This window comes from Microbacterium sp. NPDC055357, from assembly GCF_053644835.1.
Genome location: NZ_JBSHLZ010000002.1, coordinates 37251 through 64222, shown reverse-complemented (window position 1 = coordinate 64222; position 26972 = coordinate 37251). Strand labels below are relative to the sequence as shown.

General features: G+C 69.6%; 26 protein-coding genes. 21 read left to right on the top strand and 5 right to left on the bottom strand.

Going from position 1 to position 26972, the window contains the following annotated elements; translation table 11 throughout:
* Positions 1-60: 60 nt before the first annotated feature.
* The 8 genes from rplS to ACWICD_RS03380 all read left to right on the top strand — a co-directional run bounded on the left by rplS (position 61) and on the right by ACWICD_RS03380 (position 6484).
* On the top strand, positions 61-408 hold the full coding sequence (gene rplS / locus ACWICD_RS03415) for a 50S ribosomal protein L19 (RefSeq protein WP_376127612.1): 348 nt from the start codon (positions 61-63) through the stop codon (positions 406-408).
* A gap of 162 nt (positions 409-570) precedes the next feature.
* Positions 571-1341 carry a signal peptidase I gene (gene lepB / locus ACWICD_RS03410; RefSeq protein WP_376127611.1) on the top strand — a complete coding sequence of 257 codons (771 nt, stop codon included), beginning with the start codon at positions 571-573 and terminating at the stop codon, positions 1339-1341.
* Positions 1338-1997, top strand: a complete 660-nt coding sequence (locus tag ACWICD_RS03405) for a ribonuclease HII (RefSeq protein WP_376127609.1) — start codon at positions 1338-1340, stop codon at positions 1995-1997. The genes lepB and ACWICD_RS03405 overlap by 4 nt, the downstream gene beginning before the upstream one ends.
* Positions 1998-2045: 48 nt before the next feature.
* Positions 2046-2369: a DUF2469 domain-containing protein gene (locus tag ACWICD_RS03400; RefSeq protein ID WP_376127607.1), complete on the top strand. Its 324-nt coding sequence runs from the start codon at positions 2046-2048 to the stop codon at positions 2367-2369.
* Between the two features lie 96 nt (positions 2370-2465).
* On the top strand, positions 2466-2834 hold the full coding sequence (locus tag ACWICD_RS03395; RefSeq protein ID WP_376127606.1) for a YraN family protein: 369 nt from the start codon (positions 2466-2468) through the stop codon (positions 2832-2834).
* Entirely contained in the window at positions 2831-4357 is a 1527-nt protein-coding gene (locus ACWICD_RS03390; protein ID WP_454139270.1) for a YifB family Mg chelatase-like AAA ATPase, read from the top strand. The genes ACWICD_RS03395 and ACWICD_RS03390 overlap by 4 nt, the downstream gene beginning before the upstream one ends.
* The gene (gene dprA / locus ACWICD_RS03385; RefSeq protein WP_454139269.1) at positions 4354-5532 is read left to right on the top strand and encodes a DNA-processing protein DprA; all 1179 of its coding nucleotides are present in this window, start codon (positions 4354-4356) and stop codon (positions 5530-5532) included. Before ACWICD_RS03390 ends, dprA begins: the two co-directional genes overlap by 4 nt.
* A gap of 49 nt (positions 5533-5581) precedes the next feature.
* On the top strand, positions 5582-6484 hold the full coding sequence (locus ACWICD_RS03380; protein WP_454139267.1) for a tyrosine recombinase XerC: 903 nt from the start codon (positions 5582-5584) through the stop codon (positions 6482-6484).
* 5 nt (positions 6485-6489) lie between these two features.
* Here ACWICD_RS03380 and ACWICD_RS03375 read toward each other — a convergent pair whose 3' ends face one another.
* Positions 6490-7014, bottom strand: a complete 525-nt coding sequence (locus ACWICD_RS03375; RefSeq protein WP_454139266.1) for a peptidoglycan DD-metalloendopeptidase family protein — start codon at positions 7012-7014, stop codon at positions 6490-6492.
* 300 nt (positions 7015-7314) lie between these two features.
* On the opposite strand from ACWICD_RS03375, the gene rpsB reads away from it, so the two are divergent.
* The 9 genes from rpsB (at position 7315) to ACWICD_RS03330 (ending at position 14081) form a co-directional block, all read left to right on the top strand.
* Entirely contained in the window at positions 7315-8313 is a 999-nt protein-coding gene (gene rpsB / locus ACWICD_RS03370; RefSeq protein ID WP_376127597.1) for a 30S ribosomal protein S2, read from the top strand.
* 96 nt (positions 8314-8409) lie between these two features.
* Positions 8410-9237 carry a translation elongation factor Ts gene (tsf, locus tag ACWICD_RS03365; protein WP_376127595.1) on the top strand — a complete coding sequence of 276 codons (828 nt, stop codon included), beginning with the start codon at positions 8410-8412 and terminating at the stop codon, positions 9235-9237.
* Between the two features lie 91 nt (positions 9238-9328).
* Positions 9329-10048, top strand: coding sequence for a UMP kinase (gene pyrH, locus ACWICD_RS03360; RefSeq protein WP_376127594.1), 720 nt, complete (start codon positions 9329-9331; stop codon positions 10046-10048).
* 51 nt (positions 10049-10099) lie between these two features.
* Positions 10100-10654, top strand: coding sequence for a ribosome recycling factor (gene frr / locus ACWICD_RS03355; RefSeq protein WP_376127592.1), 555 nt, complete (start codon positions 10100-10102; stop codon positions 10652-10654).
* Positions 10655-10661: 7 nt separating this feature from the next.
* The gene (locus tag ACWICD_RS03350) at positions 10662-11714 is read left to right on the top strand and encodes a phosphatidate cytidylyltransferase (RefSeq protein ID WP_376127590.1); all 1053 of its coding nucleotides are present in this window, start codon (positions 10662-10664) and stop codon (positions 11712-11714) included.
* Positions 11711-12274, top strand: a complete 564-nt coding sequence (locus ACWICD_RS03345; RefSeq protein WP_454139265.1) for a DivIVA domain-containing protein — start codon at positions 11711-11713, stop codon at positions 12272-12274. Before ACWICD_RS03350 ends, ACWICD_RS03345 begins: the two co-directional genes overlap by 4 nt.
* Positions 12275-12471: 197 nt before the next feature.
* Positions 12472-13062, top strand: a complete 591-nt coding sequence (locus ACWICD_RS03340; protein ID WP_454139264.1) for an aggregation-promoting factor C-terminal-like domain-containing protein — start codon at positions 12472-12474, stop codon at positions 13060-13062.
* Between the two features lie 10 nt (positions 13063-13072).
* Entirely contained in the window at positions 13073-13357 is a 285-nt protein-coding gene (locus ACWICD_RS03335) for a hypothetical protein (RefSeq protein WP_454139263.1), read from the top strand.
* Position 13358: 1 nt separating this feature from the next.
* Positions 13359-14081 carry an alpha/beta hydrolase gene (locus ACWICD_RS03330; RefSeq protein WP_454139262.1) on the top strand — a complete coding sequence of 241 codons (723 nt, stop codon included), beginning with the start codon at positions 13359-13361 and terminating at the stop codon, positions 14079-14081.
* A gap of 5 nt (positions 14082-14086) precedes the next feature.
* Here ACWICD_RS03330 and ACWICD_RS03325 read toward each other — a convergent pair whose 3' ends face one another.
* On the bottom strand, positions 14087-15154 hold the full coding sequence (locus ACWICD_RS03325; RefSeq protein WP_376127580.1) for an AI-2E family transporter: 1068 nt from the start codon (positions 15152-15154) through the stop codon (positions 14087-14089).
* 167 nt (positions 15155-15321) lie between these two features.
* Between ACWICD_RS03325 and ACWICD_RS03320 the strand changes: the two genes are divergently transcribed.
* Positions 15322-17154 carry a glycosyl transferase gene (locus ACWICD_RS03320; RefSeq protein WP_454139261.1) on the top strand — a complete coding sequence of 611 codons (1833 nt, stop codon included), beginning with the start codon at positions 15322-15324 and terminating at the stop codon, positions 17152-17154.
* Positions 17151-18089, top strand: coding sequence for a tetratricopeptide repeat protein (locus tag ACWICD_RS03315; protein ID WP_454139260.1), 939 nt, complete (start codon positions 17151-17153; stop codon positions 18087-18089). The genes ACWICD_RS03320 and ACWICD_RS03315 overlap by 4 nt, the downstream gene beginning before the upstream one ends.
* An 8-nt stretch (positions 18090-18097) precedes the next feature.
* On the opposite strand, the gene glgB is transcribed toward ACWICD_RS03315, so the two are convergent.
* From glgB to glgX, 3 genes are read right to left on the bottom strand one after another with little or no spacing between them, the layout of a single operon-like run.
* On the bottom strand, positions 18098-20272 hold the full coding sequence (glgB, locus tag ACWICD_RS03310; RefSeq protein WP_454139259.1) for a 1,4-alpha-glucan branching protein GlgB: 2175 nt from the start codon (positions 20270-20272) through the stop codon (positions 18098-18100).
* Complete coding sequence (locus ACWICD_RS03305; RefSeq protein WP_454139258.1) at positions 20269-22353, bottom strand: maltotransferase domain-containing protein; 2085 nt, start codon at positions 22351-22353, stop codon at positions 20269-20271. Before ACWICD_RS03305 ends, glgB begins: the two co-directional genes overlap by 4 nt.
* A gap of 57 nt (positions 22354-22410) precedes the next feature.
* Positions 22411-24498: a glycogen debranching protein GlgX gene (gene glgX, locus ACWICD_RS03300; protein WP_454139257.1), complete on the bottom strand. Its 2088-nt coding sequence runs from the start codon at positions 24496-24498 to the stop codon at positions 22411-22413.
* Between the two features lie 53 nt (positions 24499-24551).
* Here glgX and ACWICD_RS03295 point away from each other — a divergent pair, with 53 nt between their 5' ends.
* Both ACWICD_RS03295 and mnmA read left to right on the top strand, forming a co-directional pair.
* Positions 24552-25715: a cysteine desulfurase family protein gene (locus ACWICD_RS03295; RefSeq protein ID WP_454139256.1), complete on the top strand. Its 1164-nt coding sequence runs from the start codon at positions 24552-24554 to the stop codon at positions 25713-25715.
* 72 nt (positions 25716-25787) lie between these two features.
* Complete coding sequence (gene mnmA, locus ACWICD_RS03290; protein WP_454139255.1) at positions 25788-26885, top strand: tRNA 2-thiouridine(34) synthase MnmA; 1098 nt, start codon at positions 25788-25790, stop codon at positions 26883-26885.
* Positions 26886-26972 lie beyond the last annotated feature (87 nt).

Below are 26972 nucleotides of genomic sequence, written 5' to 3'. Positions count from 1 at the left end.
ACGACATCCTTTCCATTCCTTCCCGCGGTCGACCTGTGGCGGCCGCAGAGAGATACGATCATGCAGATCCTCGATTCCGTCGACGCAGCATCGCTGCGCTCCGACATTCCCGCCTTCGCCCCCGGCGACACCGTCAAGGTGCACGTCAACATCACGGAAGGCAGCCGCTCGCGCATCCAGGTGTTCCAGGGCATCGTGATCGGCCGTCAGGGCGACGGCGTGCGCGAGACCTTCACGGTCCGCAAGATCAGCTTCCAGGTGGGCGTCGAGCGCACCTTCCCGGTGCACAGCCCCGTGATCGACCACATCGAGATCGTGAGCCGCGGTGACGTGCGTCGCGCCAAGCTCTACTACCTGCGCAACCTCCGTGGCAAGAAGGCCAAGATCAAGGAGAAGCGCGAGAACTGACGTTCCCGTCACGATGCCCCGGACCGCGTGTCCGGGGCATCGTCGTCTCTGCGACCGGAACGGGCCGAATCCATCGCGCCTGGCCGTCACCCGGCCTCCGAGTATGCGAACCTTGGAGGACGGTTCCGCCGCCGCCCGGCGTTCTCCCCGCGAAGGATCTCCATGACGACCGAGCAGACGGCGCCGGCTGAACCGCTTCGGTCATCGGCGGACGCGGCGAGTGAGAGCGGCGGTCGCCGCGGATGGCTCATCTTCCTGCGCGACGTGATCGTGATCGTGCTCGTGGCGGTGCTCGTGTCCTTCCTCGTGAAGACGTTCGTCGTACGGTCCTTCTACATTCCGTCCGGCTCGATGGAAGACACGCTCGTCGTCAACGATCGGATCTTCGTCGACGAGCTCACGCCGCGCTTCACCGGCTACGAGCGCGGCGACATCGTCGTCTTCCGCGATCCGGGGGGCTGGCTGCCCCTGACGACGCAGCCGGCACGGTCGCCGTTCATCGAGGCGATCGACGGGATCCTCGGCTTCGTGGGACTGACCGCGCCCGACAGCGACGACCACCTCGTCAAGCGCATCATCGGGCTGCCGGGGGACCACGTCGTCTGCTGCAATGCCCTCGGCCAGCTCACCGTCAACGGCGTTCCGATCGACGAGACGTCGTACACGAAGCTGCCCGGCGGGAGCCCCGCTTCGGCCGACACGTTCGATGTCGTCGTTCCCGAAGACAGCCTGTGGGTGCTCGGCGACAACCGGAACCGGTCGAAGGACTCGCGGTACAACACGAACCAGCCGGGCAAGGGATTCGTTCCGCTGGACAACGTCGTGGGCCGCGCGTTCGTCATCACGTGGCCCTTCGATCGCTTCTCGCTGCTGGATTTCCACCACGATGTCTTCTCCGGTGTGCCCGACGACGAAGAGGTCGACGCGCCGTGACGGTGATCGCACCGCGTCTCACGCTGGAACGGCGGCTGCTCAAAGAGCACGCGCTCGTGATCGCCTGCGACGAGGTCGGCCGGGGGGCACTCGCCGGTCCCGTCGCCGTCGGCGCCGCCGTCATCGACGCCCGGCGCTCGCGTCAGCGGGTGCCCGAGGGGCTGCGCGACTCGAAGCTCGTCTCCGAGCCTCGCCGCCCAGCCGTCGCCGCGCGTGCCGCGCAGTGGGTCTCCGCCAGCGCGGTCGGATGGGCGAGCTCCGCCGAGATCGACGAGATCGGGATCATGCGCGCACTCGGCCTCGCGACGATCCGTGCCCTCGCCGACCTGCGTGCGCACGGGGTCGTCCCCGAAGAGGCGATCGTGCTGCTCGACGGCAACCACGACTACATCACGCCGGCGGGTGCCGTCGGACTGCAGGTTCGACCCGTCGTGAAGGCCGACCGGGACTGCGCCAGCGCCGCCGCGGCATCCGTCATCGCGAAGGTCGCCCGCGACACCCTCATGACACGGCTGCACGACGAGCTGCCCCAGTACGACTGGGCCCGCAACAAGGGATACGCGAGCCCGAGCCATCGTGAGGCCATCCGCTCGCACGGGATCAGCCCGCACCATCGCGCATCCTGGTCGATCGCCGACGCGCCTGCGCTGTTCTGAGCCACGGATGCCGCCCCCTCGGCGCGGCGCGTCTAAGCTGGAGCCACCATGGATGACGACGTTTTCGAGGACTACGATCGCGAGCTCGAGCTTGCGCTCTACAAGGAGTACCGCGACGTCGTTTCGCAGTTCCAGTACGTCATCGAGACCGAGCGTCGGTTCTACCTCGCCAACGACGTCGACGTCGTTCGCCGCGACACCGAGCACGACTTCTATTTCGAGATCTCGATGAGCGATGTGTGGGTGTGGGACATCTATCGCGCCGACAGGTTCGTCAAGAGCGTGCGGGTGCTGACGTTCAAGGACGTCAACGTCGAAGAGCTCACGCGCCGCGACTTCCAGCTCCCCGACGAGCTCTCGCTCGACAGCTGATCACAACGGTTCCTCCCGAGGCGGCCGGTTCGCGAATCGGTCCACCGATCCCGCCGACGACGTTCGCGGTGATGGCGCACGGCCGATGCTGGGTCGATGGCTGCCAAAGACGACCTCGGGCGCGCGGGAGAGGCACGCGCGGCCCAGCACCTCGAACACCTCGGGTACACGATCGTCGACCGGAACTGGCGGTGCCGCGGGGGTGAGCTCGATCTCGTCGCGCTGACGGCCCGTGACATCGTCATCGTCGAGGTGAAGACGCGACGCGGCGAGGGATTCGGGCATCCTTTCGAAGCGATCGACGCGCGCAAGCGCGCCCGCCTCTGGCGGCTCGCGATGGCGTGGATCGCCGGGCATCGCGAGCTCGTCCAAGGGCGTCGATTGCGTTTCGCCGCGGTCGGCATCGTGGGGGACGACCCCGCGCGCGGTCGGCTCGAGCTCATCGACGATCTGGACCTGACGTGACCGTCGCGCGCACGTGGGCGGTCGCGCTGACGGGACTCGACGGTCATCTCGTCGAGGTCGAGGCCGATCTGACCAATCAGACTCCCGACTTCCGGATCATCGGCCTGGGCGACAAGGCGCTCGGCGAAGCCGTGCTGCGCGTGCGCAACGCGACGGCGAACAGCGGGCTCGATCTTCCCCGCCGCCGTCTCACGGTGAATCTCTCGCCCGCGGCACTGCCCAAGCAGGGCTCGGGCTTCGATGTCGCGATCGCGGTCGCCGCCCTCGCGACCGAGGGCGGTCTCGACGCGGCATCGGTGGCGTCCACCGTGCACGTGGGCGAGCTCGGCCTCGACGGGCGTCTTCGCCCCGTCCCGGGTGTGCTGCCGGCCGTCGTGGCCGCAGCACGCGCGGGGATGCAGCGCGTCGTCGTGCCCCACGCGAACCTCGCCGAGGCGCGGCTCGTCAACGGCATCGACGTGCACGGCGCGGTAAACCTCGCCGCGGTCGCCGCGCGACACGGCGCCGACGTCGAAGCGCATGACGAGACGCCCGTCGCGTTGGATGCGCGCGTGACGCCCCCGTCAGCGCCCCTCGATCTCGTCGATGTCGTGGGGCAGGCCGACGCGGTCGAGGCGATCGTGGTGGCGGCGGCCGGCGGGCACCACGTGCTCATGTCCGGACCGCCCGGTGCCGGCAAGACGATGCTCGCGCGTCGGATGCCCGGCATCCTGCCCGACCTCGACGATCGTGCGGCGCTGGCATGCGCGTCGATCCTCTCGCTCTCGGGGCGGCCCGTCGCCGAGCTGTCCCGCACGCCGCCCTTCGAGGCGCCGCATCACAGCGCCAGCATGGCAGCGCTCGTCGGCGGTGGGTCGCGCATTGTGCGACCCGGCGCGATCGCTCGTGCGAGCGGCGGAATCCTGTTCCTCGACGAAGCAGGCGAGTTCGCCGGCTCGGCACTCGATGCGCTGCGCCAACCGATCGAACAGGGAGCGATCGAGATCCATCGGGCCGGCGTGACGGCGGCGTTCCCGGCGCGATTCCAGCTCGTGCTCGCCACCAATCCGTGCCCGTGCGGACAATACGGCGTGCGCGGCGGATCGTGCGTCTGCACGCCGATGGCGATCAGACGGTATCTCGGGCGCCTGTCGGGGCCGCTGCTCGATCGCATCGACATCGAGCTGCATCTTGAACGCGTCTCGGTCGCGACGCGGGACTCGCGGCATCCTCGGCTGACGACGGTGCAAGCGCGCGAGCGCGTGATCGCCGCGAGGGTGCGGGCCGCGCACCGTCTGCGCGACACGCCCTGGACCGTGAACGTCGCCGTCTCGGGCGCGTGGCTGCGCGATGGTCCGCACGCTCCGTCGCCGACGGTGCGCCGACCGCTCGATACGGCGCTGCACCGCGGCGGGATCACTCTGCGCGGCTATGACCGCGTGCTGCGCGTCGCCTGGAGTCTCGCCGACCTCGCCGGGCACGCTCAGCTCGGGCTGGACGACGTCGGACGCGCCCTCTATCTGAAGAAAGGTCTCATGCCGTGAGCCGGATCGATCTCTCGCCCGATGCCGCCCGCGCCGCCCTCGCCTCGCTCGCTCGCGACGGGGACGATGACGCGGTCGTCATGGAACGCCACGCCCGCGCCGTGTGGTCCTGCCTGGTCGAACCCGGCGACGGTGCGGCCGGACGCATCGTCGCCGCCGAGGGGGCCGTCGGCGCTCTGCGTCACGTGTGCGCACGGGCCGACGCGGCGCGCAGCGATGCCGACATCGGCCGCTGGGTGCCGCGCCTGGTTCAGCGGCCGATCACCGACGCGCTGCGCAACGCCGCGGCCGTCGGCGTACGCCTGATCGTGCCCTCCGACGCGGAGTGGCCGGCAGTGCTGGCTGACCTCGGCGAGCACGCGCCTCTCGCGCTGTGGGTGCGCGGCGATCCGCGCCTGCTCGCGAGCGGGGCGCCGTCGGTCGCCATCGTGGGAGCACGCGCGGCGAGTTCGTACGGAGATCATGTGGCGACCGAGCTCGCGGCGGAGCTCGCCGGTCAGGGCGTCACGATCGTCTCGGGCGCCGCCTACGGGATCGACGGCAGCGCGCACCGTGCCGCCCTGCGCGCGGGCGGCACGACGATCGCCTCGCTCGCCGGCGGCGTGGATCAGGCCTATCCTCGCGGGCACAGCGGTCTCATCGACGCGATCGCCGGATCCGGCGCGCTCCTGAGCGAAGTGCCGTGCGGCGCCGCACCCACCAAGTGGCGCTTCCTGCAGCGCAACAGGATCATCGCCGCGTTGGCCGACGCGACGGTCGTCGTCGAAGCGGGGGCCCGGAGCGGATCGCTCAACACGGCAGGGCACGCCGCAGCGATGGGCCGGCCGCTCGGTGCCGTCCCGGGCACGGTCACGAGTGCGTCGTCGGTGGGCTGCCATCGACTGCTGCGCGAATTCGATGCCGAGTGCATCACGAGCAGCGCCGACGTGCTCGAGATGCTCGGCTACCGCGCGATGCTGCCGGACGTGCCGCCGGACGACCGCCCGCCGACCGACGATACGAGCCGCGTCCGCGACGCGCTGAGCACGCGCTCGTGGCGCGACGCCGCCGACGTCGCCCGGCGCACCGGCATGAGCGGTGGCGAGGTGGAGTCCGTCCTCGGCCTGCTTCAGCTGACGGGAGAGGTCGAGCGCGACGCACGCGGCTGGCGCATGGTGTCGGGCTCCCGGCGGTGAGACGGCGAGCCGCCGCGATCGCGCCGCCCGTGCCCCGCATGCTGGAGACATGCACGTGCACGAGGCGATCGACCGGTGGGCGCGGCATCTCGCCGACGTCCGCCGGCTGTCTCCCGCGACGGTGCGCGGGTACCGCGCGGATCTCGCGGACCTCGCGCGCGTCGTCGGCGAGGTCGATGTCGCCGGGATCGACCTCGAGCAGCTGCGGGAATGGCTCTGGCACGCGACCAAGCGCGGTGACGCGCGGTCGACGATCGCACGGCGCACGGCGTCCGTCCGCGGGTTCTTCGCGTGGGCGCTCGAGAACGGCCTGTGCACCGCCGACCCGACGGTGCGACTCGTCGCACCCAGGCGCGGCCGCACGCTTCCCCGGGTGGCCGCCGCGGACGCCCTCGCGTCGATGCTGGATGCGGCGCGCGCGGCCGCCGCCGACGGCGACCCGCTCGCCCTGCGCGACCACGCCGTGCTCGAGCTGCTCTACGGCTCGGGCATGCGCGTCGCCGAGCTGTGCGGGCTCGACATCGACGACGTCGACCGCGAGCGACGCACGGCGCGCGTCGTGGGCAAGGGCGACCGGGAACGCGTCGTGCCGTACGGCGTTCCCGCCGCGAACGCCCTCGACGCCTACCTCGTCCGCTCGCGCCCCGTGCTGGCGGCGCGGGCCGAGACCGGCCCCGCACGCGCCGTGTTCCTCGGTGCCCGCGGAGGACGGGTCGGACCCCGCGCCGTCTACGATGTCGTCGCCCGAGCAGTGTCGCCGATCGCCGGCGGAACGGTCGGGCCCCACGCGCTGCGGCACTCGGCGGCCACGCACCTGCTCGATGGCGGGGCTGATCTGCGCGCCGTGCAGGAGCTGCTCGGTCACGCGAGCCTCGGTACGACGCAGATCTACACGCACGTGTCGAGCGAGCGGCTCACGGCGAGCTACCGTCAGGCCCACCCCCGCGCCTGACCCCCTCAGCAGCAGGGGAGGAGCACGGCGCGACGCACGCCGCCGAGGAACAGCAGAGGATTGACGTACTCGCCGTCCACCCGGACCCCGAGGTGGAGCGTTCCCGGCGCCGCGTGTCCGCCCGCCGACACCGCACCGATGACCGCGCCGCGCTCGACGACGGTTCCGACCGCGACCACGGGCTCCACCGGCTCGAGGGTCGACACGACCCCGCCACCGTGATCGATCGTGATGAGGCTGCGGTCGACCACGACGCCCGCGAACGCGACGACGCCCGCCTCGGGAGCGACGACGGTCGCGTCGCCGACGGGCCGCACGTCGATGCCGCGATGACCGGGGGCGTAGCGGTGCTCGGGAGCCGCGTACGGCGCCACGATGCGCGAGGCGGCCAGCGGCCAGTCCCACCCATCGAACGGGTCCTCGGCAGGGCCGGATGCGCCGACGGGTTGCGCACCGCCGAGACAGCACGCGAGGACGAACACGAACGCGACGACGCGCCTCGCGCGCGCGGCATCCGCCTTCGTCTCCACCCGGATGATTCTCGCGGCGTCGCGAACGGCAGATGCGAGCACTCCGGAACCCGTGCGAAACGGCGTCCAACGGCCCGTTGGGGAGGAGCGCCGGCTGTTACACTGGAGGCGCATCTCGTCTATCGAGATGACTACGCGTGCCCAGAGCGCCGACGATTCCCCGGAACCGGACGGCGCGGCATCCACTCCCACCGGTCTCTTCGATGAAGAGCGGGCGTGCGCCGGGCACCAGGCTCGCCGACCTATGTCGGCGGAAAACAACCGCAAGAGGCGCGCGAGCGCCAGAACAGGAGAACGGCCATGGCCGTCGTCACGATCCGCCAGCTGCTCGACAGCGGCGTCCACTTCGGACACCAGACCCGCCGCTGGAACCCGAAAGTCAAGCGCTTCATCCTCACCGAGCGCTCGGGCATCCACATCATCGACCTGCAGCAGTCGCTGTCGTACATCGACAAGGCGTACGAGTTCGTCAAGGAGACGGTCGCCCGCGGTGGCACGGTCCTCTTCGTCGGCACGAAGAAGCAGGCGCAGGAGATCATCGCCGAGCAGGCGACCCGCGTCGGCCAGCCCTACGTCAACCAGCGCTGGCTCGGTGGCCTGCTCACCAACTTCCAGACGGTGTCCAAGCGCCTCGCCCGCATGAAGGAGCTCGAAGAGCTCGACTTCGACGACCCGGCCTCGAGCCCCTTCACCAAGAAGGAGCTGCTGCTCAAGAAGCGCGAGCTCGACAAGCTGCACAAGTCGCTCGGCGGCATCCGCAACCTGCAGAAGACGCCGTCGGCCATCTGGGTCATCGACGCGAAGCGCGAGCACCTCGCGGTCAACGAGGCCACGAAGCTCGGCATCCCCGTCATCGGCATCCTCGACACCAACGCCGACCCCGACGAGTTCCAGTACCCGATCCCCGGCAACGACGACGCGATCCGCTCGGTGAGCCTGCTCACGCGTGTCATCGCGGATGCCGCAGCCGAGGGCCTCATCCAGCGTCACCAGCCGCAGGGCGAGACCGCAGAGGCCGCTGAGCCGCTGGCCGAGTGGGAGCGCGAGCTGCTCGAGCAGGGTGCGCCGGTCGAGACCGACGTCGCCGCCGTCGAGATCGCCGCGACCGAGTCGGCCGCCGACGCTGCCGGTGCTGCCGCGCACGACGCCGCTGCCGGAGCCGCGCCGGCCGAGGCTGCCGTGGAGGCTGCCGAAGCCGCCGACGAGGCGAGCCAGGACGCCGCGGCGCCCGTCAAGGACGAGGCCGCAGCGAAGGTCGCCGCCGACGAGGCAGAGGCCGTCAAGGAAGCAGCGGAGTAAGACTCCCCACACGACGAGGTCCCGGCCGGGTGCGGTGCACCGCCCCCACCCGGCCCGGGACATCCACGAGAACTCACACAACCAAGGAGCCGCCACATGGCAAACTTCACGATCGCCGACATCAAGACGCTGCGTGAGCAGCTCGGCACCGGCATGGTCGACACCAAGAAGGCGCTCGAGGAGGCCGACGGCGACCTCGAGAAGGCCGTCGAGATCCTGCGCCTCAAGGGGGCGAAGGGCAACGCCAAGCGTGCCGATCGTTCCACGAGCGAAGGCCTCGTCGCCGCGAAGCAGTCCGGTGACACCGTCACGATCATCGAGCTGAACACCGAGACCGACTTCGTCGCGAAGAACGAGCGCTTCATCGCCCTCGCCGACAAGGTTCTCGACGCCGCGATCGCCGCCGGCGCCGACTCGGCCGAGGCCGCTCTCGCCGCGCCCGCCGGCGACAGCACGATCGCCGAGCTCATCTCGGACGAGGCCGCCATCATCGGCGAGAAGGTCGAGCTGCGTCGCGTTCGCACGCTGACCGGTGACGCCTTCGAGATCTACCTGCACAAGACGAGCAAGGACCTGCCCCCGCAGGTCGGCGTCGTCCTCGCGTACACGGGATCGGACACCGAGACGGCGCGCAGCATCGCGCAGCACATCTCGTTCGCCAACCCCTCGTACCTGTCGCGTGATGAGGTGCCCGCCGCCGACATCGAGCGCGAGCGTGAGATCGTCACGGAGATCTCGCGCAACGAGGGCAAGCCCGAGGCTGCGCTCCCGAAGATCGTCGACGGTCGCGTGAACGCCTTCGTCAAGCAGGTGTCGCTGCTCGACCAGGACTACGCGAAGGACAACAAGCTCTCGGTGGCGAAGGTCGCCGAAGAGGCCGGTCTCACCCTGACCGGCTTCGCCCGCTTCAAGGTCGGCGCGTAAGACATCGCAAGGGCCCGCATCCTCGGCGATGCGGGCCCTTCGCATGCACGGAGTTCGCGGAGGGTAGTTTGTACACGGCGAGAGGAAAACAGTGATCGATGAAGCCACGGGACGCCGCCGCGTCCTCTTGAAGCTGTCGGGCGAAGCATTCGGAGCGGGGCAGCTGGGGGTCAACCCCGACGTCGTGAGCCAGATCGCACGCGAGATCGCCGCGGCGGTCGACCGTGTCGAGATCGCCATCGTCGTCGGCGGCGGCAACTTCTTCCGCGGCGCTGAGCTCAGCCAGCGCGGCATGGAGCGCGGCCGGGCCGACTACATGGGCATGCTCGGAACCGTCATGAACGCGCTCGCGCTCCAGGACTTCCTCGAGCAGGCCGGCGCCGCCACGCGCGTGCAGTCCGCCATCTCGATGACACAGGTCGCCGAGTCCTACATCCCGCTGCGCGCCGAGCGCCACATGGAGAAGGGACGCGTCGTGATCTTCGGTGCCGGCGCCGGCCTGCCGTACTTCTCGACCGACACCGTCGCGGCGCAGCGCGCGCTCGAGATCGGCGCTCGTGAGGTGCTCGTCGCCAAGAACGGCGTCGACGGCGTCTACACGGCGGATCCCAAGACCGACGCGACGGCGACCAAGATCGACCGGATCACCTACCTCGACGCGCTTCAGCGCGGCCTCAAGGTCGTCGATTCGACGGCGTTCAGCCTGTGCATGGACAACAGCATGGACATGCGCGTGTTCGGCATGGAGCCGGCAGGCAACGTCACGCGCGCTCTGCTCGGAGAACCGATCGGCACACTCGTCACGGCGTGACGGGACCACGCCGATAGACTTGCCCCCGCACCACTACGCGAAGGAGACACTGTGATCGCGGACGTCTTGACCGATGCCGGAGCGCGCATGGACCGCGCCGTCGAGGCAGCGAAGGAGGACTTCGCGACGGTTCGCACCGGTCGCGCGAATCCTCAGCTGTTCCAGAAGATCCCGGTGGACTACTACGGCACTCCGACTCCGCTGGATCAGCTCGCGTCGCTGAACAACCTCGAGGCGCGCACGATCATCGTGACGCCCTACGACAAGTCGGCCCTCAAGGCCATCGAGCAGGCGATCCGCGACCAGCCGAACATCGGGGCGAACCCGACCAACGACGGCAACATCGTCCGCGTCACGCTGCCCGAGCTCACCGAGGAGCGTCGCAAGGAGTACGTCAAGCTCGTGCGGAGCAAGGGCGAGGACGCGAAGGTGCACGTGCGCGGACTGCGTCGCAAGGCGAAGGACGAGCTCGACGCGCTCAAGGGAGACGTCGGCGAGGACGAACTCGTGCGGGCCGAGAAGGACCTCGACGCGCTCACACGCACCCACGTCGACGCGATCGACGATGCGCTCAAGCGCAAAGAGACAGAGCTGCTCGAGGTCTGACGGACCCATGACCGAGGCATCCGGATCAGACCCGGGAGACACCCCGGCTCCGGTTCCGCCGCAGACGCGGAAGGATGCCGCGGAGTCTCGCCGACACCTTGACGACGGGGCGGATCCCACCGCTGTCTTCCAATCGCACGTGCGAGCCGCGCGCAGCGAGTTCGAGCATCAGATCGCGCAGGCGCGCACCGACTTCGAAGAGGTCAACGAGCGTATCAAGCAGCGCACGGGGCGTGACCTGCTCGTCGCCATCGTCATCGCGGTCGCGATCGGCGGCGTTCTGCTGGCGTCGCTGCTGCTGTTCTCGTGGGGCTTCGCCGTCTTCGCGCTCGCGGCCGCTCTCTTGGCGGTCTTCGAATTCTCACGCGCTCTCATCGCCGCCGGCTGGCGGATCGATGTCATCCCGCAGCTGATCTCCGCGACCGCCGTCATCGCGGCGGGCTTCTTCCTCGACGCGTGGCTGCTGTGGGTCGTCGTCTTCGTCGCCATCGCCGTCATCGTGATTTGGCGCCTCCTGGCGCAGATGACCGCGCACGACGGCCGCACGTACGGTGACGTCCTCACCGACGTGCTCGTCGGTGCGTTCGTCCAGCTCTACGTGCCCTTCTTCGCAAGCCTCGCGCTCGTTCTGCTTCGCCAGGACGGCGGGGAATGGTGGGTGCTCGGCTTCATCATCGTCGCCGTCGCCTCGGACACCGGTGCGTACGTCGCCGGCATCAGCTTCGGGCGCCACCCGATGGCACCGCGCATCAGCCCCAAGAAGACGTGGGAGGGCTTCGGCGGAGCCGTGGTCGCCGCCGTCGTCGCCGGCGTGCTCATCGCGATGTTCATGATCGGCATCGAATGGTGGATGGGCGTGGTCTTCGGCCTCGTCATCCTCGCCACCGCGACGATCGGCGACCTGGGTGAATCGATGATCAAGCGCGATCTCGGCATCAAGGACATGAGTTCGTGGCTTCCCGGACACGGGGGAGTCCTCGACCGGCTCGACTCGATCCTCCCGTCCGCGACGGCGGCGCTCGCGCTCTACTACCTCTTCACTCCGTTGGTGGCCTCATGACGACGACCGAGACGACACCGACCGGGTTCCCGCAGAGCCGCGGCCGGGCGAAAGGCTACGAGAAGCGCGCCGTCGATGCCTTCCTCGCGCGCGCCCGCCGCGCGTTCGAAGACGACGACCCGGGCCGGGTCACGGCAGCCGAGGTGCGCCAGGTCGCCTTCCCGCTGGTCCGCAAGGGCTATTCCATAGCGGCGGTCGATGCGGCGCTGAGCCGCATCGAAGACGCTTTCGCCGTCCGCGAGCGGGAGGCGGCTCTGGCCCGGCTCGGCGCGGAAGCCTGGGTCGACCACGCGCGCGAGACCGCTCAGGTCGTGCTCGACCGGCTGTCCCGTCCGAACGGCAAGCGGTTCGCGACCGTCGGCGTCCTGCGGTACGGGTACCGCATCGACGAGGTCGACCTCGTCGCCGACAAGCTGGCGCGCTACCTCGAGAGAGGTGAGCCGCTGACGATCGAACAGGTGCGCTCGGTCGCGTTCCGCATGCAGCGCGGGGGATATCGCGAAGTGCAGGTCGACGCCGTGCTCGATGCGGTGGTCGAGGTCATGCTCGCCGTCACGTGAGAGGACGCTCATGCGCAGCATCCGCACGCGAATGGCACGGCGCCGGACCGGCCGGTAGACTCGGCGGCACTGTGACTACCGGCGATGAGATGTTCCGCGCGCGGCGATCCGCCCGCCAGGACGTCGCGACCGCTTCTTCTGCATCACCGTCGCGTCGCTCGTCAGCCATGACGCCGCGCTGGTCGCGAAGGCGGGGCGTGCTCGGAGTCTTCGCGGCGTTCGCCGCCGTGGGCTTCGTCGCCGCATACGCGGGCACGGCGGGCATGGCCGTCTCGCAGGCCAACGCCGAAGAGCCCGCGTCGTCGCTGTACGCCGCATCGCTCGAGCACGTGCAGACGTACGAGGGCGTCATGACGGCCAGCGCCGCCGAGGCGGAGGGGCTTCTCGATCTCGGCCGCGACGGCTACTCGGTGTATGTCACCCCCAAGCCGACGCCGACGCCGACACCGACGCCGACGGCACGCGAGGGCGTCGCTCCTGCCGCTCCGGCGCCTCCTCCCGTGTACAGCGGCGGCGGCTCACCCGCCGAATGGATGGCCGCTGCGGGCATCGCCGAAGCGGATTGGGGCTATGTCGACTTCATCGTCGGACGGGAGAGCGGCTGGAATCCCAACGCGACCAACCGTTCCTCCGGCGCATGCGGCCTCGTTCAGGTCTATCCCTGCGGCAAGCTCGCGAACGCCTACGACCCGGTGGTGAACCTCACGTGGGCCAACGGCTACGCGACGGGACGCTACGGCAGCTGGGCGGGCGCGCACGACTTCTGGATCCGCAATCACTGGTGGTAGGTCGCTGACGATGCCCAGGTCCAACCGCCGTCGGCGCGATGAAGGTGGCGACGAGTCGTTCGAGCGCCTCCTCGCCGGGTGGAAGCGCACCGAGACGCGTCGCGGAGTCGAATGGAGCGTGCAGCCGGTCGCTGCAGCGAAGTCGCTCAAGGCCTACACGTGCCCCGGATGCCGCGGCTCGATCGAGTCCGGCACGGCGCATGTCGTCGCGTGGCGTAACGGCGGGGTCATGGGCGATGCGGCCGATCTGGCGGCACGGCGACACTGGCACGAACACTGCTGGAGGAACAGCTGACATGGAGATCCGCGGACCGATCATGCTCCCCGCGCGGCGCGAGGACATCGAGCTGCAGACGCTCGACGGGTTGACGCTCGTCGGCGAACTGGCGCTGCCCCTCGAGCGCGAGCCCGTCGCCACCCTGGTGACGCTGCACCCCCTGCCCACGGCGGGCGGCTTCATGGATTCGCACATCCTGCGCAAGGCCGCCGGCAGGCTTCCGGCACTCGCCGACCTCGCCGTGCTCCGCTTCAACACGCGAGGCACGACGTCGCCTCGCGGAACGAGCGAGGGCGAGTTCGACGGCGGGGCGGCCGAAGCGTTCGATGTGGCCGCAGCGATGGCGTTCGTCACCGAGCGCGGGCTTCCCCGGCCGTGGTTCGTCGGCTGGTCGTTCGGCACGGAACTGGCACTGAAGTACGGGCGCGACCACGACGTCGAGGGCGCTGTGCTGCTCTCGCCCCCGCTGCACCGCGCGACGCCGGATGAAGTCGCAGCGTGGCACGCGGACCCGCGCAAGCTCGTCATCCTCGTGCCCGAGCTCGACGACTATCTGCGACCGGATGCTGCCGCCGAGAAGTTCGCGAGCGTTCCGGACGCCGAGCTCATCGCCGTCGAGGGCGGCAAGCACCTGTGGGTCGGCGAGAACCAGACCCGGCGGGTGCTCACCGAGATCGTCGCCGCCGTCAACCCCGACGCGCTGCCCCTGCCCACCACGTGGGAGCCGGCCGAAGGCGCGTAGCGCAGCTATCGCTCGTTCATCCGGGGTATGACCACCTGCCGATAGATGATGAGCAGGCTCGCGGCGACGGGGATGGCGATGAGCGCCCCGAGCAGGCCCAGCAGCGAGCCGCCGGCGAGGGCCGCGATGACCACGACCGCACCGGGTACCGAGACGGCGCGGTTCATGATGCGCGGCGAGACGATGTAGGCCTCCACCTGCATGTAGATGAGGTACCAGACGGCCGCCGTGATGGCGGTGGCGGGCGAACCGAGGCCCGGGATGAGGCACGTCAGCACGATGATGGTCGATCCGGTGAGGGTTCCCACCAGCGGAATGAGCGAGAAGAAGAACGCGACGACCGCGAGCACGGCGGGGAACGGCGCTTGGATGATCGTGAGGAAGATCGCGCTCAGGATGCCGTTGATGACGCCGAGGCTCAGCTGCCCGATGACGTAGTAGCCGACCGAATCGGTGATCTGCTCACCGAGGTCGACGAACCGCTCACGCTTGGATGCCGGGACGAGCTGGTAGACCGAACGCTTCAGGCTCGGGGTCGACGCTGTCAGGTAGATCGTGAGGATGAGCACGATGAATGCACCCATGAGGCCGGCGACGATCGTCATCCCGGCACCGATGACACCGCCGGTGATCGAACCCCAGTTGTCCATGAGCCAGGATTCGATGTTGTCGAGCACATCGAGGATGAACGCCGGATCCAGCCCGGGGAAGATCGACTGCAGCCAGGCCGTGGTCTCTTCGAGGAACTGCGGAAAGTCGCGGCTGAACAGGTAGTCGGAGATGACTTCGATGAGCTGTGCGATCTGGGCCAGGATGATCGGCAGCACGAGCAGCACGATCCCCGCGAACAGCGCCAGGACGAGGAAGATCGTGATGAGGACGGCCGCCCAGCGCGGCATCTTGCGTCGTTCAAGCCAGCCGACGATGGGATCCAGACCCAGCGAGAGAAACAGGGCGGTTCCGACGTAGAGCAGGATCGTCGACAGGTTCTCGATGCTCCCGATGAGCACCAGTCCGAGACCGACCCCCAGGGTCGCCACGAACGCCGTCCGGAATGGGTTGTGCACCTTCATCGTCGGCGGCCCGCCTTTCCTGCGATTGCTTCCGTAAGGATACGCAGTGCAGACCCTCAGCCACGGGATTGCTCCCTCTCGGAGGATGTCCAGCCGTGTTTCGCTAGTCTGAAATGTCGGATCGTGGGTTCGCCAGGCCAGGTGCGGACCCGGAAGAGGTGTGTTTCGTGCGTTTCGTATGGGCTGTGGCGGCGTTCGTCCTTGCTGCCGTGCTGATCGGCGCGGGCATCGCCCAGCGCACGGTCTTCCAGGGCCCGAAGACGACGACGACCGAGATATCGGTGAGCGAAGACGCGCCGTATCTGCTCGTCGACGGCAGCGTGCTCGGCGCGATGCCGGGCACCCAGACGCTGCGAACGCAGGGCCCCGGCGAGATCTTCGCCGCCTACGGCCGGACCTCCGACATGGTCTCGTGGCTTGCCGAGACCCCGTACAACAGCGTCACGCTCGACAGCGAGGGCGCCCCCGTCGTCGACCTCGTCGAACCCGAACCGCCGGTGGTCGATGAAGCCGACGAGGCCACGGCCGAAGACGACGCGGCAGCAGGAGAGAGCGAGGCGGCGCCGGCACGATCGCCGATCGGATCGGATCTGTGGCTCGACGAGTTCCTCGAGAGCGACGTGCTGATCGCGCCGCTGCAGCTGCCGGCCGAAATGAGCGTCCTGGTCGCGACCGACGGCACGCAGCCCGCGCCATCCGCGGTGTCGATCTCGTGGCCCATCGACAACAGCACACCGTGGGCCGGACCCCTCATCGCCGTGGGCGGCATCTTCATGGCCGCCGGCATCGTCTTGTACATCCTCGGCATCCGACACGTGCGGCGCGCCCGCGGACCGCGACGCAAGGGACTGCCCATGCCCGTGACCGAGCCGATCGATCTCGCGCTGGAGGACCCCGACAAGGGCGTCATCTCCGCCGGCGAGCCGAAGCCCCGTGCTGTGGAGCGCGGGCGGCGCGCCTTCGCGGCGATTCCCGTCGTCACGATCTCCGCCCTGCTCTTCTCGGGATGCACCGCGGATGCCTGGCCGCAGCTGGGCGAGACGCCCACGCCCACCCCGACCCCGACGGTCATCGTTCCGGAGGGGCAGCAGTCTCCCGCCGTGACGAAGGCGCAGGCTGAGCGCATCCTGGCCCGCATCGGCGAGACGGTCGCCGAAGCGGACCAGGCGATGGACGCGGAGCTCGCTGCCACGCGACTGGACGGCGCCGTGCTGGCCACACGCGAGACGAACTACACCCTCCGGGGCGCGATCGCCGACTACGCGGCACCGCAGCCGATCATCACAAAGCCCGTCGAGATCCTGCTGCCGCAGGCCTACGACGGCTGGCCGCGATCGATCATGGCGGTCGTCGACGACGAGGCGTCCAAGACCTCGAGCATCATGATCATGACGCAGGCCGACCCCTGGGCGTCGTACAAGCTCACCTACCAGGCGAGCCTGGAGGCGGCGACGCTCATGCCGGATCTGGCCGCATCGTACGTCGGAGCATCGCAGATCCCGCCGGACTCGTCGTTTCTCATCATGGCTCCCGAAAAGCTCGCGGCGGCCTACGCCGACATCGTCGACAACGGTGAGGACAGCGAGTTCGCCGGCTTGTTCGAGCCCGAGGGAGACCAGTTCCGAACGAGCATCGCCGCCGACAGGCAGGCTCGTCTCGACGCGTTCAACCAGACCGCGACGAACACGGGAAGCCTCACGTTCGAGGCGGTCGCCGGCGCGCAGCCGCCGTTCGCGATCGCTACGCTCGAGAGCGGAGCCATCGTCGCTGTGAACATCCACGAAGTCGACACGGTCAAGCCGACCAATACCGACGCCGTGATCAAACTCGAGACGAACCCGACCGTGCAGACGCTCGCGGGCGCCGACCAGTCGTCGACGGGATTCAGCACGACCTACAGCGACCAGCTGTTCTTCTACGTCCCCGGCCAAGGCTCATCCGAGAAGATCCGTCTCCTCGGCTACGGCTCCGCCATCCTCGATGCGAAGGTGATCAGTTGACCAATCCCACTCCCGCCGCGGCACTGCGCGGCGCCGTCGACCTGTCCGCGCTGCGCAACCGGCCCGCCGCCCCCACCGCCGAGTCCGGCGATGCGCCTGCGGCGCCGTCGCTCGTCTTCGATGTGACCGATGCCACCTTCTCGCAGGTTCTCGAGCTCTCGCGCACGGTGCCTGTCGTCATCGACCTCTGGGCGGAATGGTGCGGACCCTGCAAGCAGCTCGGACCGATCCTCGAACAAGTCGTCACCGAACTCGCCGGCAAGCTCGTGCTGGGCAAGGTCGACGTCGACGCCAACCCGCAGCTGGCGCAGGCCTTCCGGGCGCAGTCGATCCCGATGGTGCTCGCTCTCGTGGGCGGTCAGCCGGTACCCCTGTTCACCGGCGCCGTGTCCGAGCAGCAGGTGCGCGACGTCTTCGCCCAGCTGCTGCAGCTGGCGGCGCAGAACGGAGTGACGGGCACGGTCCCCGTCGCCGGTGCGGACGCCGACGAGGTCGCCCCGGCAGAAGAGGTCGAACCGCCGCTGCCGCCGCTGCACGCCGAGGCTTTCGCCGCGATCGAAGAAGGCGACTACCCGCGCGCGATCGCCGCCTACGAGCAGGCGCTGAACGAGAACCCCCGCGATGCCGATGCCCGTGCGGGCCTCGGTCAGGTGCGCCTCCTCGACCGGGTCAAGGACCTCGATCTGCAACAGGCGCGCGCCGAGGCCGCGGCTGCGCCCACGGGTGTCGCGGCGCAGTTCGCCGTCGCCGATCTCGATGTCACGGGCGGGCACATCGACGACGCGTTCGAGCGCCTGCTCGAACTGTTCGCGGCGCTGCCGTCCGACGAGCGCGGACCGGTGCGCGAGCGGCTTCTCGAGCTCTTCGACCTGGTCGGCGATGCCGACTCTCGTGTTCTGCGCGCCCGGGGGCGTCTGGCCAACCTGATGTTCTGACGCCGCGGTCAGCCACGTGTCGGCGTCGGGATGTGCGTGTCGGGCTCGTGGCGCAGCCACAGCACCCCGAGGGGCGGCAGTGCGAGCGAGGCGCGTCCTTCGGCATCGGCATGCACGACGCCTGCGTTGCCGACGCCCGAGCCACCGAACTCGTGCGCATCGGTGTTCAGAATCTCGTGCCAGACACCGTGTCCGGGCAGATCCAGCCGGTACCCGACGAGCGGAGCACCCGAGAAGTTGCACACGATCGCGACCGTCCGGCCGTGCCGATCCCGACGCGTGAACGCGATGACGTCGGGGTTCCACGTCGGACCGCCGATGCGTGCGAACGCGGACCCGTCGCTGTCGCGTGACCACAGCGCCGGCTCGGCCCGGTACGTGCGGTTGAGCGCACCGACGAAGGCCAGCAGCTGCGCGTGCGACGGCTGCTCCAGGATCCACCAGTCGAGCCCGCGGCCCTCGGACCACTCGGAGGGCTGACCGAACTCCTGGCCCATGAAGAGCAGCTGCTTGCCCGGATGGCCCCACATATAGGCCAGGTACGCACGCATGTTCGCCAGCTTCTGCCAGTGATCCCCGGGCATGCGGCCGAACAGACTGCCCTTTCCATGCACCACTTCGTCGTGGCTGATCGGCAGGACGTAGTTCTCGCTGAAGGCGTAGACGAACGAGAACGACAGTTCACCCTCGTGATGCGACCTGTGCATCGGGTCGCGGGCGATGTACTCGAGGGAGTCGTTCATCCAGCCCATGTTCCATTTGAACCCGAACCCGAGGCCGGCCTGATGGGTCGGCGTCGTCACGCCGGGGAAGCTCGTGGACTCCTCCGCGATCATCGCGATCCCGGGATAGCGCCGGTACGCCGTCGCGTTGACCTCCTGCAGGAACGCGATCGCTTCGAGGTTCTCCCGGCCCCCGTGCACGTTGGGCTCCCAATCGCCCGGCTCCCGTGAATAGTCGAGGTACAGCATCGACGCGACGGCGTCGACGCGCAGCCCGTCGACGTGGAACTCCTCGAACCAGTACAGGGCGTTCGCGACGAGGAAGTTGCGCACTTCGCGTCGGCCGTAGTCGAAGATGTAGGTTCCCCAGTCCCGGTGCTCGCCGCGGCGGGGGTCTGCGTGCTCGTACAGCGGTTCGCCGTCGAACCGCGCGAGGGCGAACGAGTCCTTGGGGAAGTGCCCCGGAACCCAGTCCATGATCACGCCGATGTCCGCCTGGTGCAGCTGATCGATGAGGTACCGGAGGTCGTCGGGCGTGCCGTACCGGCTCGTCGGCGCGTAGTAGCCCGTCACCTGGTAGCCCCACGATCCGCCGAACGGGTGTTCGGCCAGCGGCATGAACTCGACGTGCGTGAAGCCGTGCTCGGTGACGTAGTCCACGAGCGGTTCTGCCGCGTCGCGATACGACAGCCCGGGGCGCCACGAACCCAGGTGCACTTCGTACACCGACATCGGCTCCGTCACGGGGGCTGTGCGGGCACGTCGGACCATCCAGTCGCGGTCCCGCCACGCGTAGGTCGACTCGGTCACGACCGACGCCGTGGCCGGGGGGACTTCTGCCCAGCGCGCCATCGGGTCGGCCTTCATGATCCATGCGCCGCCGCGCGTCAGGAGCTCGTACTTGTAGGCGGTGCCGGCGCCGAGGCCGGGAACGAAGAGCTCCCAGACACCGCTCGCGCCCATCGAGCGCATGGCGTGGCCCTGGCCGTCCCAGCCGTTGAAGTCGCCGACGACGCGGACGGCACGAGCGTTCGGAGCCCACACGGCGAACGCGACCCCCGTGACGTCGCCGAGCGTGCGCACGTGCGAGCCGAGGACCCGCCACAGCTCCTCGTGGCGACCTTCGCCGATCAGATGCAGGTCGAGCTCGCCGAGAGTCGGTCCGTGCCGGTAGGGATCGTCGATGACGTGATCGGCACCGGATTCATAGTGTGTGACCAGCTCATACGCCCCCGCAGAACCCCCGCGCGTGCCCTCCCAGATCCCGTTGCGCACGTGTTCGAGGGGAACGCGCGTACCGTCGCCGAACACCGCGGTGACGCTGCGCGCGAGCGGCCGGCGTGCGCGGACGACCCAGCCGGACGCACCCTCGTCGTCGGCCGCAGGGTGCAGACCCAGCACCCCGTGCGGGTTATGATGCGAACCGGTCGCGACGGTGTCGAGGACGTGCTCGTCGATCATGTGCGCTCCGTGACGTGGAGGATGTGCACCGGTTCGGTGAATGCGTCGAGCCGCACGAAGTTGTGATCCGTCCAGGTCCACGTCGCGCCGGTCACGAGGTCTTCGACCTCGTAGGGTTCACCCGGTTCGACCCCCCACACGCGGGTATCCAGATGCACCGTCGTCTGACGTGCCGAGTGCGGATCGACGTTGACCACGACGATGATCGTGTCGCTGCGGCCGGTCGGCGTGAGCGCGGCATCCACGTGCTTGGCGTACACGAGGATCGCGTCGTCGTCGCTCCAGTGGACCGTGAGGTTGCGCAGCTGACCGAGTGCGGGGTGATCTCGCCGGATCTCATTGAGACGCGTGAGGAAGGGCGCGAGGGAGTCGCCGCCCGCTTCGGCCGCCGCCCAGTCGCGGACCTTCAGCTCGTACTTCTCGTTGTCGATGTTCTCTTCCGAGCCCGGTCGCGCCACGTTCTCGTAGAGTTCGTAGCCCGCGTACACGCCGTACGCGGGTGCGGCCGTCGCCGCGATCGCCGCACGGATGCGATAGGCGGCACGTCCGCCGAACTGGAGGTACTCGGTGAGGATGTCGGGGGTGTTCACGAACAGGTTGGGGCGCAGGAAGTCGGCCGTGTCCTGACTGATCGAGGTGAGGAACTCCTCGAGCTCCTGCTTCGTGTTGCGCCACGTGAAGTAGGTGTAGCTCTGCTGGAAGCCCACCGCCGCGAGGCCCTGCAGAGGGGCGGGGCGCGTGAAGGCCTCCGCGAGGAACACGACCCCCGGATGCCGCGTGGTCACGGCATCGATCAGCCACTCCCAGAACTGCAGCGGCTTGGTGTGCGGATTGTCGACGCGGAAGATCTCGACGCCCTGTGCGATCCAGTGCTCGACGATGCGCAGGACTTCGGCGCGGATGCCCTCGGGGTCGTTGTCGAAGTTGACCGGATAGATGTCCTGGTACTTCTTCGGCGGGTTCTCGGCGTAGGCGATCGTCCCGTCGGGAAGCGTCGTGAACCATTCCGGATGCTCGGTGACCCACGGATGGTCGGGTGAGGCCTGCAGTGCGAGATCGAGCGCGATCTCGACGCGCTCATCGCGGGCGGCGCGCACGAACGCCCGGAAGTCCTCGAGCGTGCCGAGGTCGGGGTGCACGCTGTCGTGGCCGCCTTCCGCGGCGCCGATGGCCCACGGCGAGCCCGGGTCGGTCGGTCCTGCCTCGAGCGTGTTGTTGGGCCCTTTTCGATTCCGCCTGCCGATCGGGTGGATCGGCGGCAGATACAGCACGTCGAAGCCCATCGCGGCGACGGCCGGAAGACGCTCGGCCGCCGTGCGGAAAGTGCCGCTGCGCACTGTCCCATCGGGAAGGCGCACGGCACCCTCCGACCGCGGGAAGAACTCGTACCAGGCGCCGACCCCGGCGCGCTCGCGTTCGACGAGCAGCGCGTGGTCGTCACCGATCGTGACGAGCGACATGAGCGGTCGTGCCTCGAAGAACCCGGCGATGTCGGAGTCCCGGACGATGTCGAGGGCCGCGGCATCCGTCGTCTCGGGATCGCGCAGCGAGGCCGCCGCCACCCGCAGCGCGCGGCGTTCGGCGGCGGGCCTGGTCTTCTCGTCGGCGGCGCGGTCGAACAGGAGCGCGCCGCTCTCACGCATGAGGGGTGCGTCGACCCCCGCTGCGATCTTGAGATCGGCGGCGTGCCGCCACGTGCCGACGTCGTCGCCGAACGACTCGAACCGGAAGGTCCACACGCCCTCTTCGAGGGGGGCGATCAGCGCCTCCCAGCGATCGAATCCGTCGCCGAGGGGGCGGAGCCTGTGTAGCGACATCGCGCCGGACGGGGCGCTGAGCCGGACATGGACACCGATGCGGTCGTGCCCCTCGCGGAAGGCCGTCACGCGGAACGGCACGACTTCGCCGCGGAACGCCTTCGGACGGAAGCGGCCGCCGGGGACAGCCGGCGTGGGGAGCGAGAGCGGGATTCGCGCCGTCACGGTGTCGCGGTCCGGCGAGCCGTGCGCAGTCTCGCGCAGCGGGATCTCGTCGGCGCTCCGCCAGGAGCGGGAGGGTTCGGTACGCGACGGCTTCACCACGGTTCGAACCTATCGAACCGCCTCCGCGCGCGACAGGCCGTCGCGGTGGGCGCCGGCCTACTCCGCGCGGAACAGCTGCATCGAGGTGCCCTCGAGCCGGACGGTCTCACCCGGCGCGTGCACGTCGTGCTCGCCGGCAGGGCGTTCGTCGACGCTCGACCAGAGCGACACGAATCGCGTGACCCCATCGATGTGCGGAAGGGTCACGTCGATCGGTCGCTCGAACCCGTGGACCATGAGCAGGACGCGGTTGAGCTCTTCGGTCTCGGGTGTCGACGTCGCGACGTACTGCAGCGTGCGGTGCGCGGGATCGGTCCAGCGTTCGCCCGACATCGTCTCACCGTGCTCGTCGTACCACTCCATGACCGATGCCGAAGGCGTGTGCTCGCCGAGCCGCGCGAACCGGCTCGGTCGCAGCGCAGGGTTCTCGCGGCGCAGCTGCGTGAGCCGCCGCACGTGGGCGTGGAGGTCCTGCTGCCACGGGGCGTGCTCCCACGACAGCCACGTCAGGCGCGAGTCGTGGGAGTACGCGTTGTTGTTGCCGCGCTGCGTGCGCCCGAACTCGTCGCCCGCGGTGATCATGGGGATGCCCGAGGACAGCAGCAGCGTGCCCATCAGGTTGCGCATCGCTTTGCGGCGCGTCGCGAGGATGCCCTCGTCGTCGGTCGGCCCCTCGGCGCCGTGGTTGAAGGAGCGGTTCGTGTCTGCGCCGTCGCGGTTCTGCTCGCCGTTGCCGAGGTTGTGCTTGACGTCGTACGAGACGAGATCGCGCAGTGTGAAGCCGTCGTGGGCCGTGACGAAGTTGACGCTCGCGAGCGGACCGCGCTCGGCGCTGAAGGTGTTCGACGAGCCCGCGAGCCGTGTCGCGAAGCCCCCGATGCCGACCGGTGACGTCGAAGCGCGACGCGCGTAGTCGATGTCGCTCAACCAGAAGTTCCGGACCCGGTCGCGATACCGGTCGTTCCACTCGTGCCAGCCGTCGCCGAAGTTCCCCGTCTGCCAGCCGCCCATGCCGACGTCCCACGGCTCGGCGATCTTCTTGACCCCCGCCAGCGCCGGGTCGTGCAGAATCGCCTGGAGCAGCGGATGGTCGGGGGTGAAGGCGTGGGATGCGTCGCGACCCAGGGTCGTGGCGAGATCGAACCGGAAGCCGTCGATCTGCACGTCGTTCGCCCAGTAGCGCAGCGAGTCCAGCACGAGTCGCGCGGCGGCATCCGTCGCGGTGTCGACCGAGTTGCCGCATCCGGTCACGTCGATGTAGGCGCCGTCCTCGCTCTGCCGGTAGTACGCGCGATTGTCGATGCCGCGCAGGCTCGTGCGCGGGCCGCCGAGACCCTCTTCGGAGGTGTGGTTGAACACGACGTCGAGGATGACCTCGAGCCCCGCTTCGTGGAGGAGGCGGACCATGCCCTTGAACTCGCGGAGCACGGCCTCGGGCCCTTCGCGTCGGGCGTCTTCGCTCGCGTAGGCGGCATGCGGCGTGAAGAAGTTGACCGAGTTGTAGCCCCAGTAGTTCGTGAGCCCGTGCTGCAGCAGACGCGGCTCGGTCGCGAACGCGTGGACGGGCAGCAGCTGCACGCTCGTCACGCCGAGGTCGACGAGGTGCTCGATCATGGCGGGGTTGCCGAGCCCCGCGTAGGTGCCGTGCAGCGCGGGCGGCACGGCGGGGTGCCGCTTCGTCAGGCCCTTGAGGTGCGCCTCGTAGATGACGGTGCGGTCCAGCGGCACGTGCGGCTTTCCGACTCCGCCCCAATCGAAGGCGCCGTCGATGACGACCGAGCGCCAGTCCTCGAAGCCCGCGCTGTCCAAGCCCCGCGAGTAGGGCTCGACCAGCAGCGTGCCCCGATTGAAGGTGTTGCCCGGCGCGTGCGGTCCGTCGACGCGGATCGCGTAGCGTGCGCCGGGGCGCAGCAGCGGTGTCGTCACGCTCCAGACGCCTCCGCCGACGGGTGAGAGGGGCAGCTCGTCGGTGATCCAGTCCAGATCGCCGCTGTCGAACATCACGAGTTCGACGGCGTCGGCCGCGCCCGACCATACGCGCAGAGTGCCGCCGTCGGGTCCCTGCGTGACGCCGAGCCCGTCGAGTTCAGGACGCAGCAGGCCCGGTGAGGGCACGGCGGAGTCGGGAGCGTCCGGGTCATGCATGCGTTCTAGAGTAGTAACGCTCCGGCGGTGCCCGACGCGGGAAGGGAGGGGCCATGACGGTCTACCTCGATCACGCGGCGACGGCGCCGTTGCGCCCCGAGTCGCGCGAAGCGTGGCTGCGGGCTGCCGAGCTCGTGGGCAACGCGTCGTCGATCCACGGCGAGGGACAGGCCGCGCGGCGACTGCTCGAGGAGTCGCGCGAGCGGCTCGCCGTCGTCCTCGGCTGCGACGCCATCGAGATCGTGTTCACCTCGGGCGGCACCGAGGCCGTCAACCTCGCCCTCAAGGGCCTGTGGTGGGCGCGGGAGCCGGGTCGCGATGCGCTCGTGCTGCCCGACGGCGAGCACCACGCGACGATCGATGTCGCCGAATGGCTCGCCGCGGCGCAAGACGCCGAGATCCGACCGGTGTCCCTCGACGGATGGGGACGCATCCCGATCGATGCGTGGCGGCTCGCGCTGCCGCAAGCCGCCGTGGCGACCGCGCTCGTCGCGGCGAATGAGACGGGCACGCTCAACGATGCGGCGTCGCTCGCCTCGGCGGCGGCCGCGGCGGGCGTGCCTCTGCACCTCGACGCGATCGCGGCGTTCGGCCACGTTCCCGTCGCGTTCTCGACGTGGCGGGGGGATGCCGCGCCGGCGACCGGACTTGTCGCGCTCAGCGTGTCGGGCCACAAGATCGGCGCGCCGGTCGGCACGGGAGCGCTCGTGACCGCACGCACCGCCCGGCTCGCGCCGCTCGTGCACGGGGGCGGGCAGCAGCGCCGCCTGCGCGCCGGCACGCAGGACGTGGCCGGTGCCGCGGCGTTCGCGACCGCGGCAGAGCTCGCAGCGGCTGAGATGACGCGGGAGGCGGCGCGGCTCGCAGCGCTGCGCGACGACCTGGTTCGCGGCATCCGCTCGGCTGTTCCGGCTGTCGAGCTGCTCGGTGATCCGGATGATCGCCTCCCCGGCAACGCGCACGTGCTGTTTCCCGGCGCCGCGGGCGAGACGCTGCTGTTCCTGCTCGACCAGCGCGGCATCGCCGTCTCGACCGGCTCGGCGTGCCAGGCGGGCGTCCCCGAGCCGTCGCACGTCGTGCGGGCGCTCGGTCGCAGCGACGCCGAAGCGAGAGAGGTGCTGCGCTTCACGCTCGGCCGCACGACGACCGCTGCCGACATCTCGGCCGTGCTCGCGGTGCTCCCCGAGGTCGTCGAACGGGCGCGCGCGGCGCGCTGAGCCGTACCCGGGCTCCACGTTGGATCTCCTGATCTCAGCGAACACCGATCGGCGAGCTCTTACACTGGAACGATGCGAATTCTGGCGGCGATGAGCGGCGGTGTGGACTCCGCCGTCGCGACCGCGCGCGCCGTCGAGGCAGGCCACGAGGTCGTCGGGGTGCATCTCGCGCTCTCGCGAGTCGGCGGCACACTGCGCACGGGAAGCCGCGGCTGCTGCACGATCGAGGACGCCATGGACGCGCGCCGCGCGGCCGACCGGCTCGGCATCCCGTTCTACGTGTGGGACTTCTCGGAGCGCTTCCGCGATGACGTCATCGAGGACTTCGTGTCCGAGTACCGCGCCGGTCGCACACCGAACCCGTGCATGCGCTGCAACGAGAAGATCAAGTTCGCCGCCCTCCTCGAGCGCGCGCTCGAGCTCGGCTTCGACGCCGTGTGCACCGGCCACTACGCGACGCTCGTCGACGGTGCCGACGGCCTCGAGCTGCACCGGGCATCGGATGCGGCGAAGGATCAGTCGTATGTGCTCGGGGTGCTGACGGCCCAGCAGCTCGCGCACACGTACTTCCCGCTCGGCGCCACTCCGTCGAAGGCGCTCGTGCGCGCCGAAGCGGAGGCGCGTGGGCTCACGGTCGCGCAGAAGCCCGACAGCCATGACATCTGCTTCATCCCCGACGGCGATACGCGCGGCTGGCTCGCCGAGCGCGTCGGCGCCGAGACCGGCGAGATCGTGGACCGCGAAGGTGCCGTCGTCGGTTCGCATGACGGTGCGCACGCCTTCACGGTCGGGCAGCGGCGAGGCCTCAAGCTCGGTGTGCCCGCACCCGACGGCAAGCCGCGGTTCGTCCTGGAGGTCAGGCCCGTCTCGAACACCGTTGTGGTCGGACCGAAGGAAGCCCTCGCGACCGCGCGCATCGGCGGCGACCGGTACACGTGGGCGGGTCGCCCGCAGGCCGCGGGGGAGTTCCCCTGCCACGTGCAGATCCGCGCCCATGCCGACCCCGTGCCGGCTGTCGCGGTACTCGACGACTCCGGTCTGACGGTCACCCCCGAGACCCCGTTCGACGGCGTCGCCACCGGCCAGACCGCCGTGCTCTACGACGGCACCCGCGTCATCGGTCAGTTCACGATCGACCGGGCCGAGTCCGCCGTGCCCGTCGCGGGGTGAGAGGGCCGATCCTCGATGTCACCGACGACACGGGGCATGGACGGGATCGGGCAGGGCATCGGACAGGTCTTCCGGCCGCGTCGTGGG

Bases quoted from the DNA above. Each gene is read 5' to 3' on its own strand.
- ACWICD_RS03295 (WP_454139256.1), top strand. From the start codon at position 24,552: ATGACGGTCTACCTCGATCACGCGGCGACGGCGCCGTTGCGCCCCGAG.
- lepB (WP_376127611.1), top strand. From the start codon at position 571: ATGACGACCGAGCAGACGGCGCCGGCTGAACCGCTTCGGTCATCGGCG.
- tsf (WP_376127595.1), top strand. From the start codon at position 8,410: ATGGCAAACTTCACGATCGCCGACATCAAGACGCTGCGTGAGCAGCTC.
- glgX (WP_454139257.1), bottom strand. From the start codon at position 24,498: ATGCATGACCCGGACGCTCCCGACTCCGCCGTGCCCTCACCGGGCCTG.
- ACWICD_RS03350 (WP_376127590.1), top strand. From the start codon at position 10,662: ATGACCGAGGCATCCGGATCAGACCCGGGAGACACCCCGGCTCCGGTT.
- ACWICD_RS03400 (WP_376127607.1), top strand. From the start codon at position 2,046: ATGGATGACGACGTTTTCGAGGACTACGATCGCGAGCTCGAGCTTGCG.
- ACWICD_RS03335 (WP_454139263.1), top strand. From the start codon at position 13,073: ATGCCCAGGTCCAACCGCCGTCGGCGCGATGAAGGTGGCGACGAGTCG.
- ACWICD_RS03330 (WP_454139262.1), top strand. From the start codon at position 13,359: ATGGAGATCCGCGGACCGATCATGCTCCCCGCGCGGCGCGAGGACATC.
- ACWICD_RS03325 (WP_376127580.1), bottom strand. From the start codon at position 15,154: ATGAAGGTGCACAACCCATTCCGGACGGCGTTCGTGGCGACCCTGGGG.
- mnmA (WP_454139255.1), top strand. From the start codon at position 25,788: ATGCGAATTCTGGCGGCGATGAGCGGCGGTGTGGACTCCGCCGTCGCG.
- ACWICD_RS03380 (WP_454139267.1), top strand. From the start codon at position 5,582: ATGCACGTGCACGAGGCGATCGACCGGTGGGCGCGGCATCTCGCCGAC.
- glgB (WP_454139259.1), bottom strand. From the start codon at position 20,272: ATGATCGACGAGCACGTCCTCGACACCGTCGCGACCGGTTCGCATCAT.
- ACWICD_RS03345 (WP_454139265.1), top strand. From the start codon at position 11,711: ATGACGACGACCGAGACGACACCGACCGGGTTCCCGCAGAGCCGCGGC.
- ACWICD_RS03395 (WP_376127606.1), top strand. From the start codon at position 2,466: ATGGCTGCCAAAGACGACCTCGGGCGCGCGGGAGAGGCACGCGCGGCC.
- rpsB (WP_376127597.1), top strand. From the start codon at position 7,315: ATGGCCGTCGTCACGATCCGCCAGCTGCTCGACAGCGGCGTCCACTTC.
- rplS (WP_376127612.1), top strand. From the start codon at position 61: ATGCAGATCCTCGATTCCGTCGACGCAGCATCGCTGCGCTCCGACATT.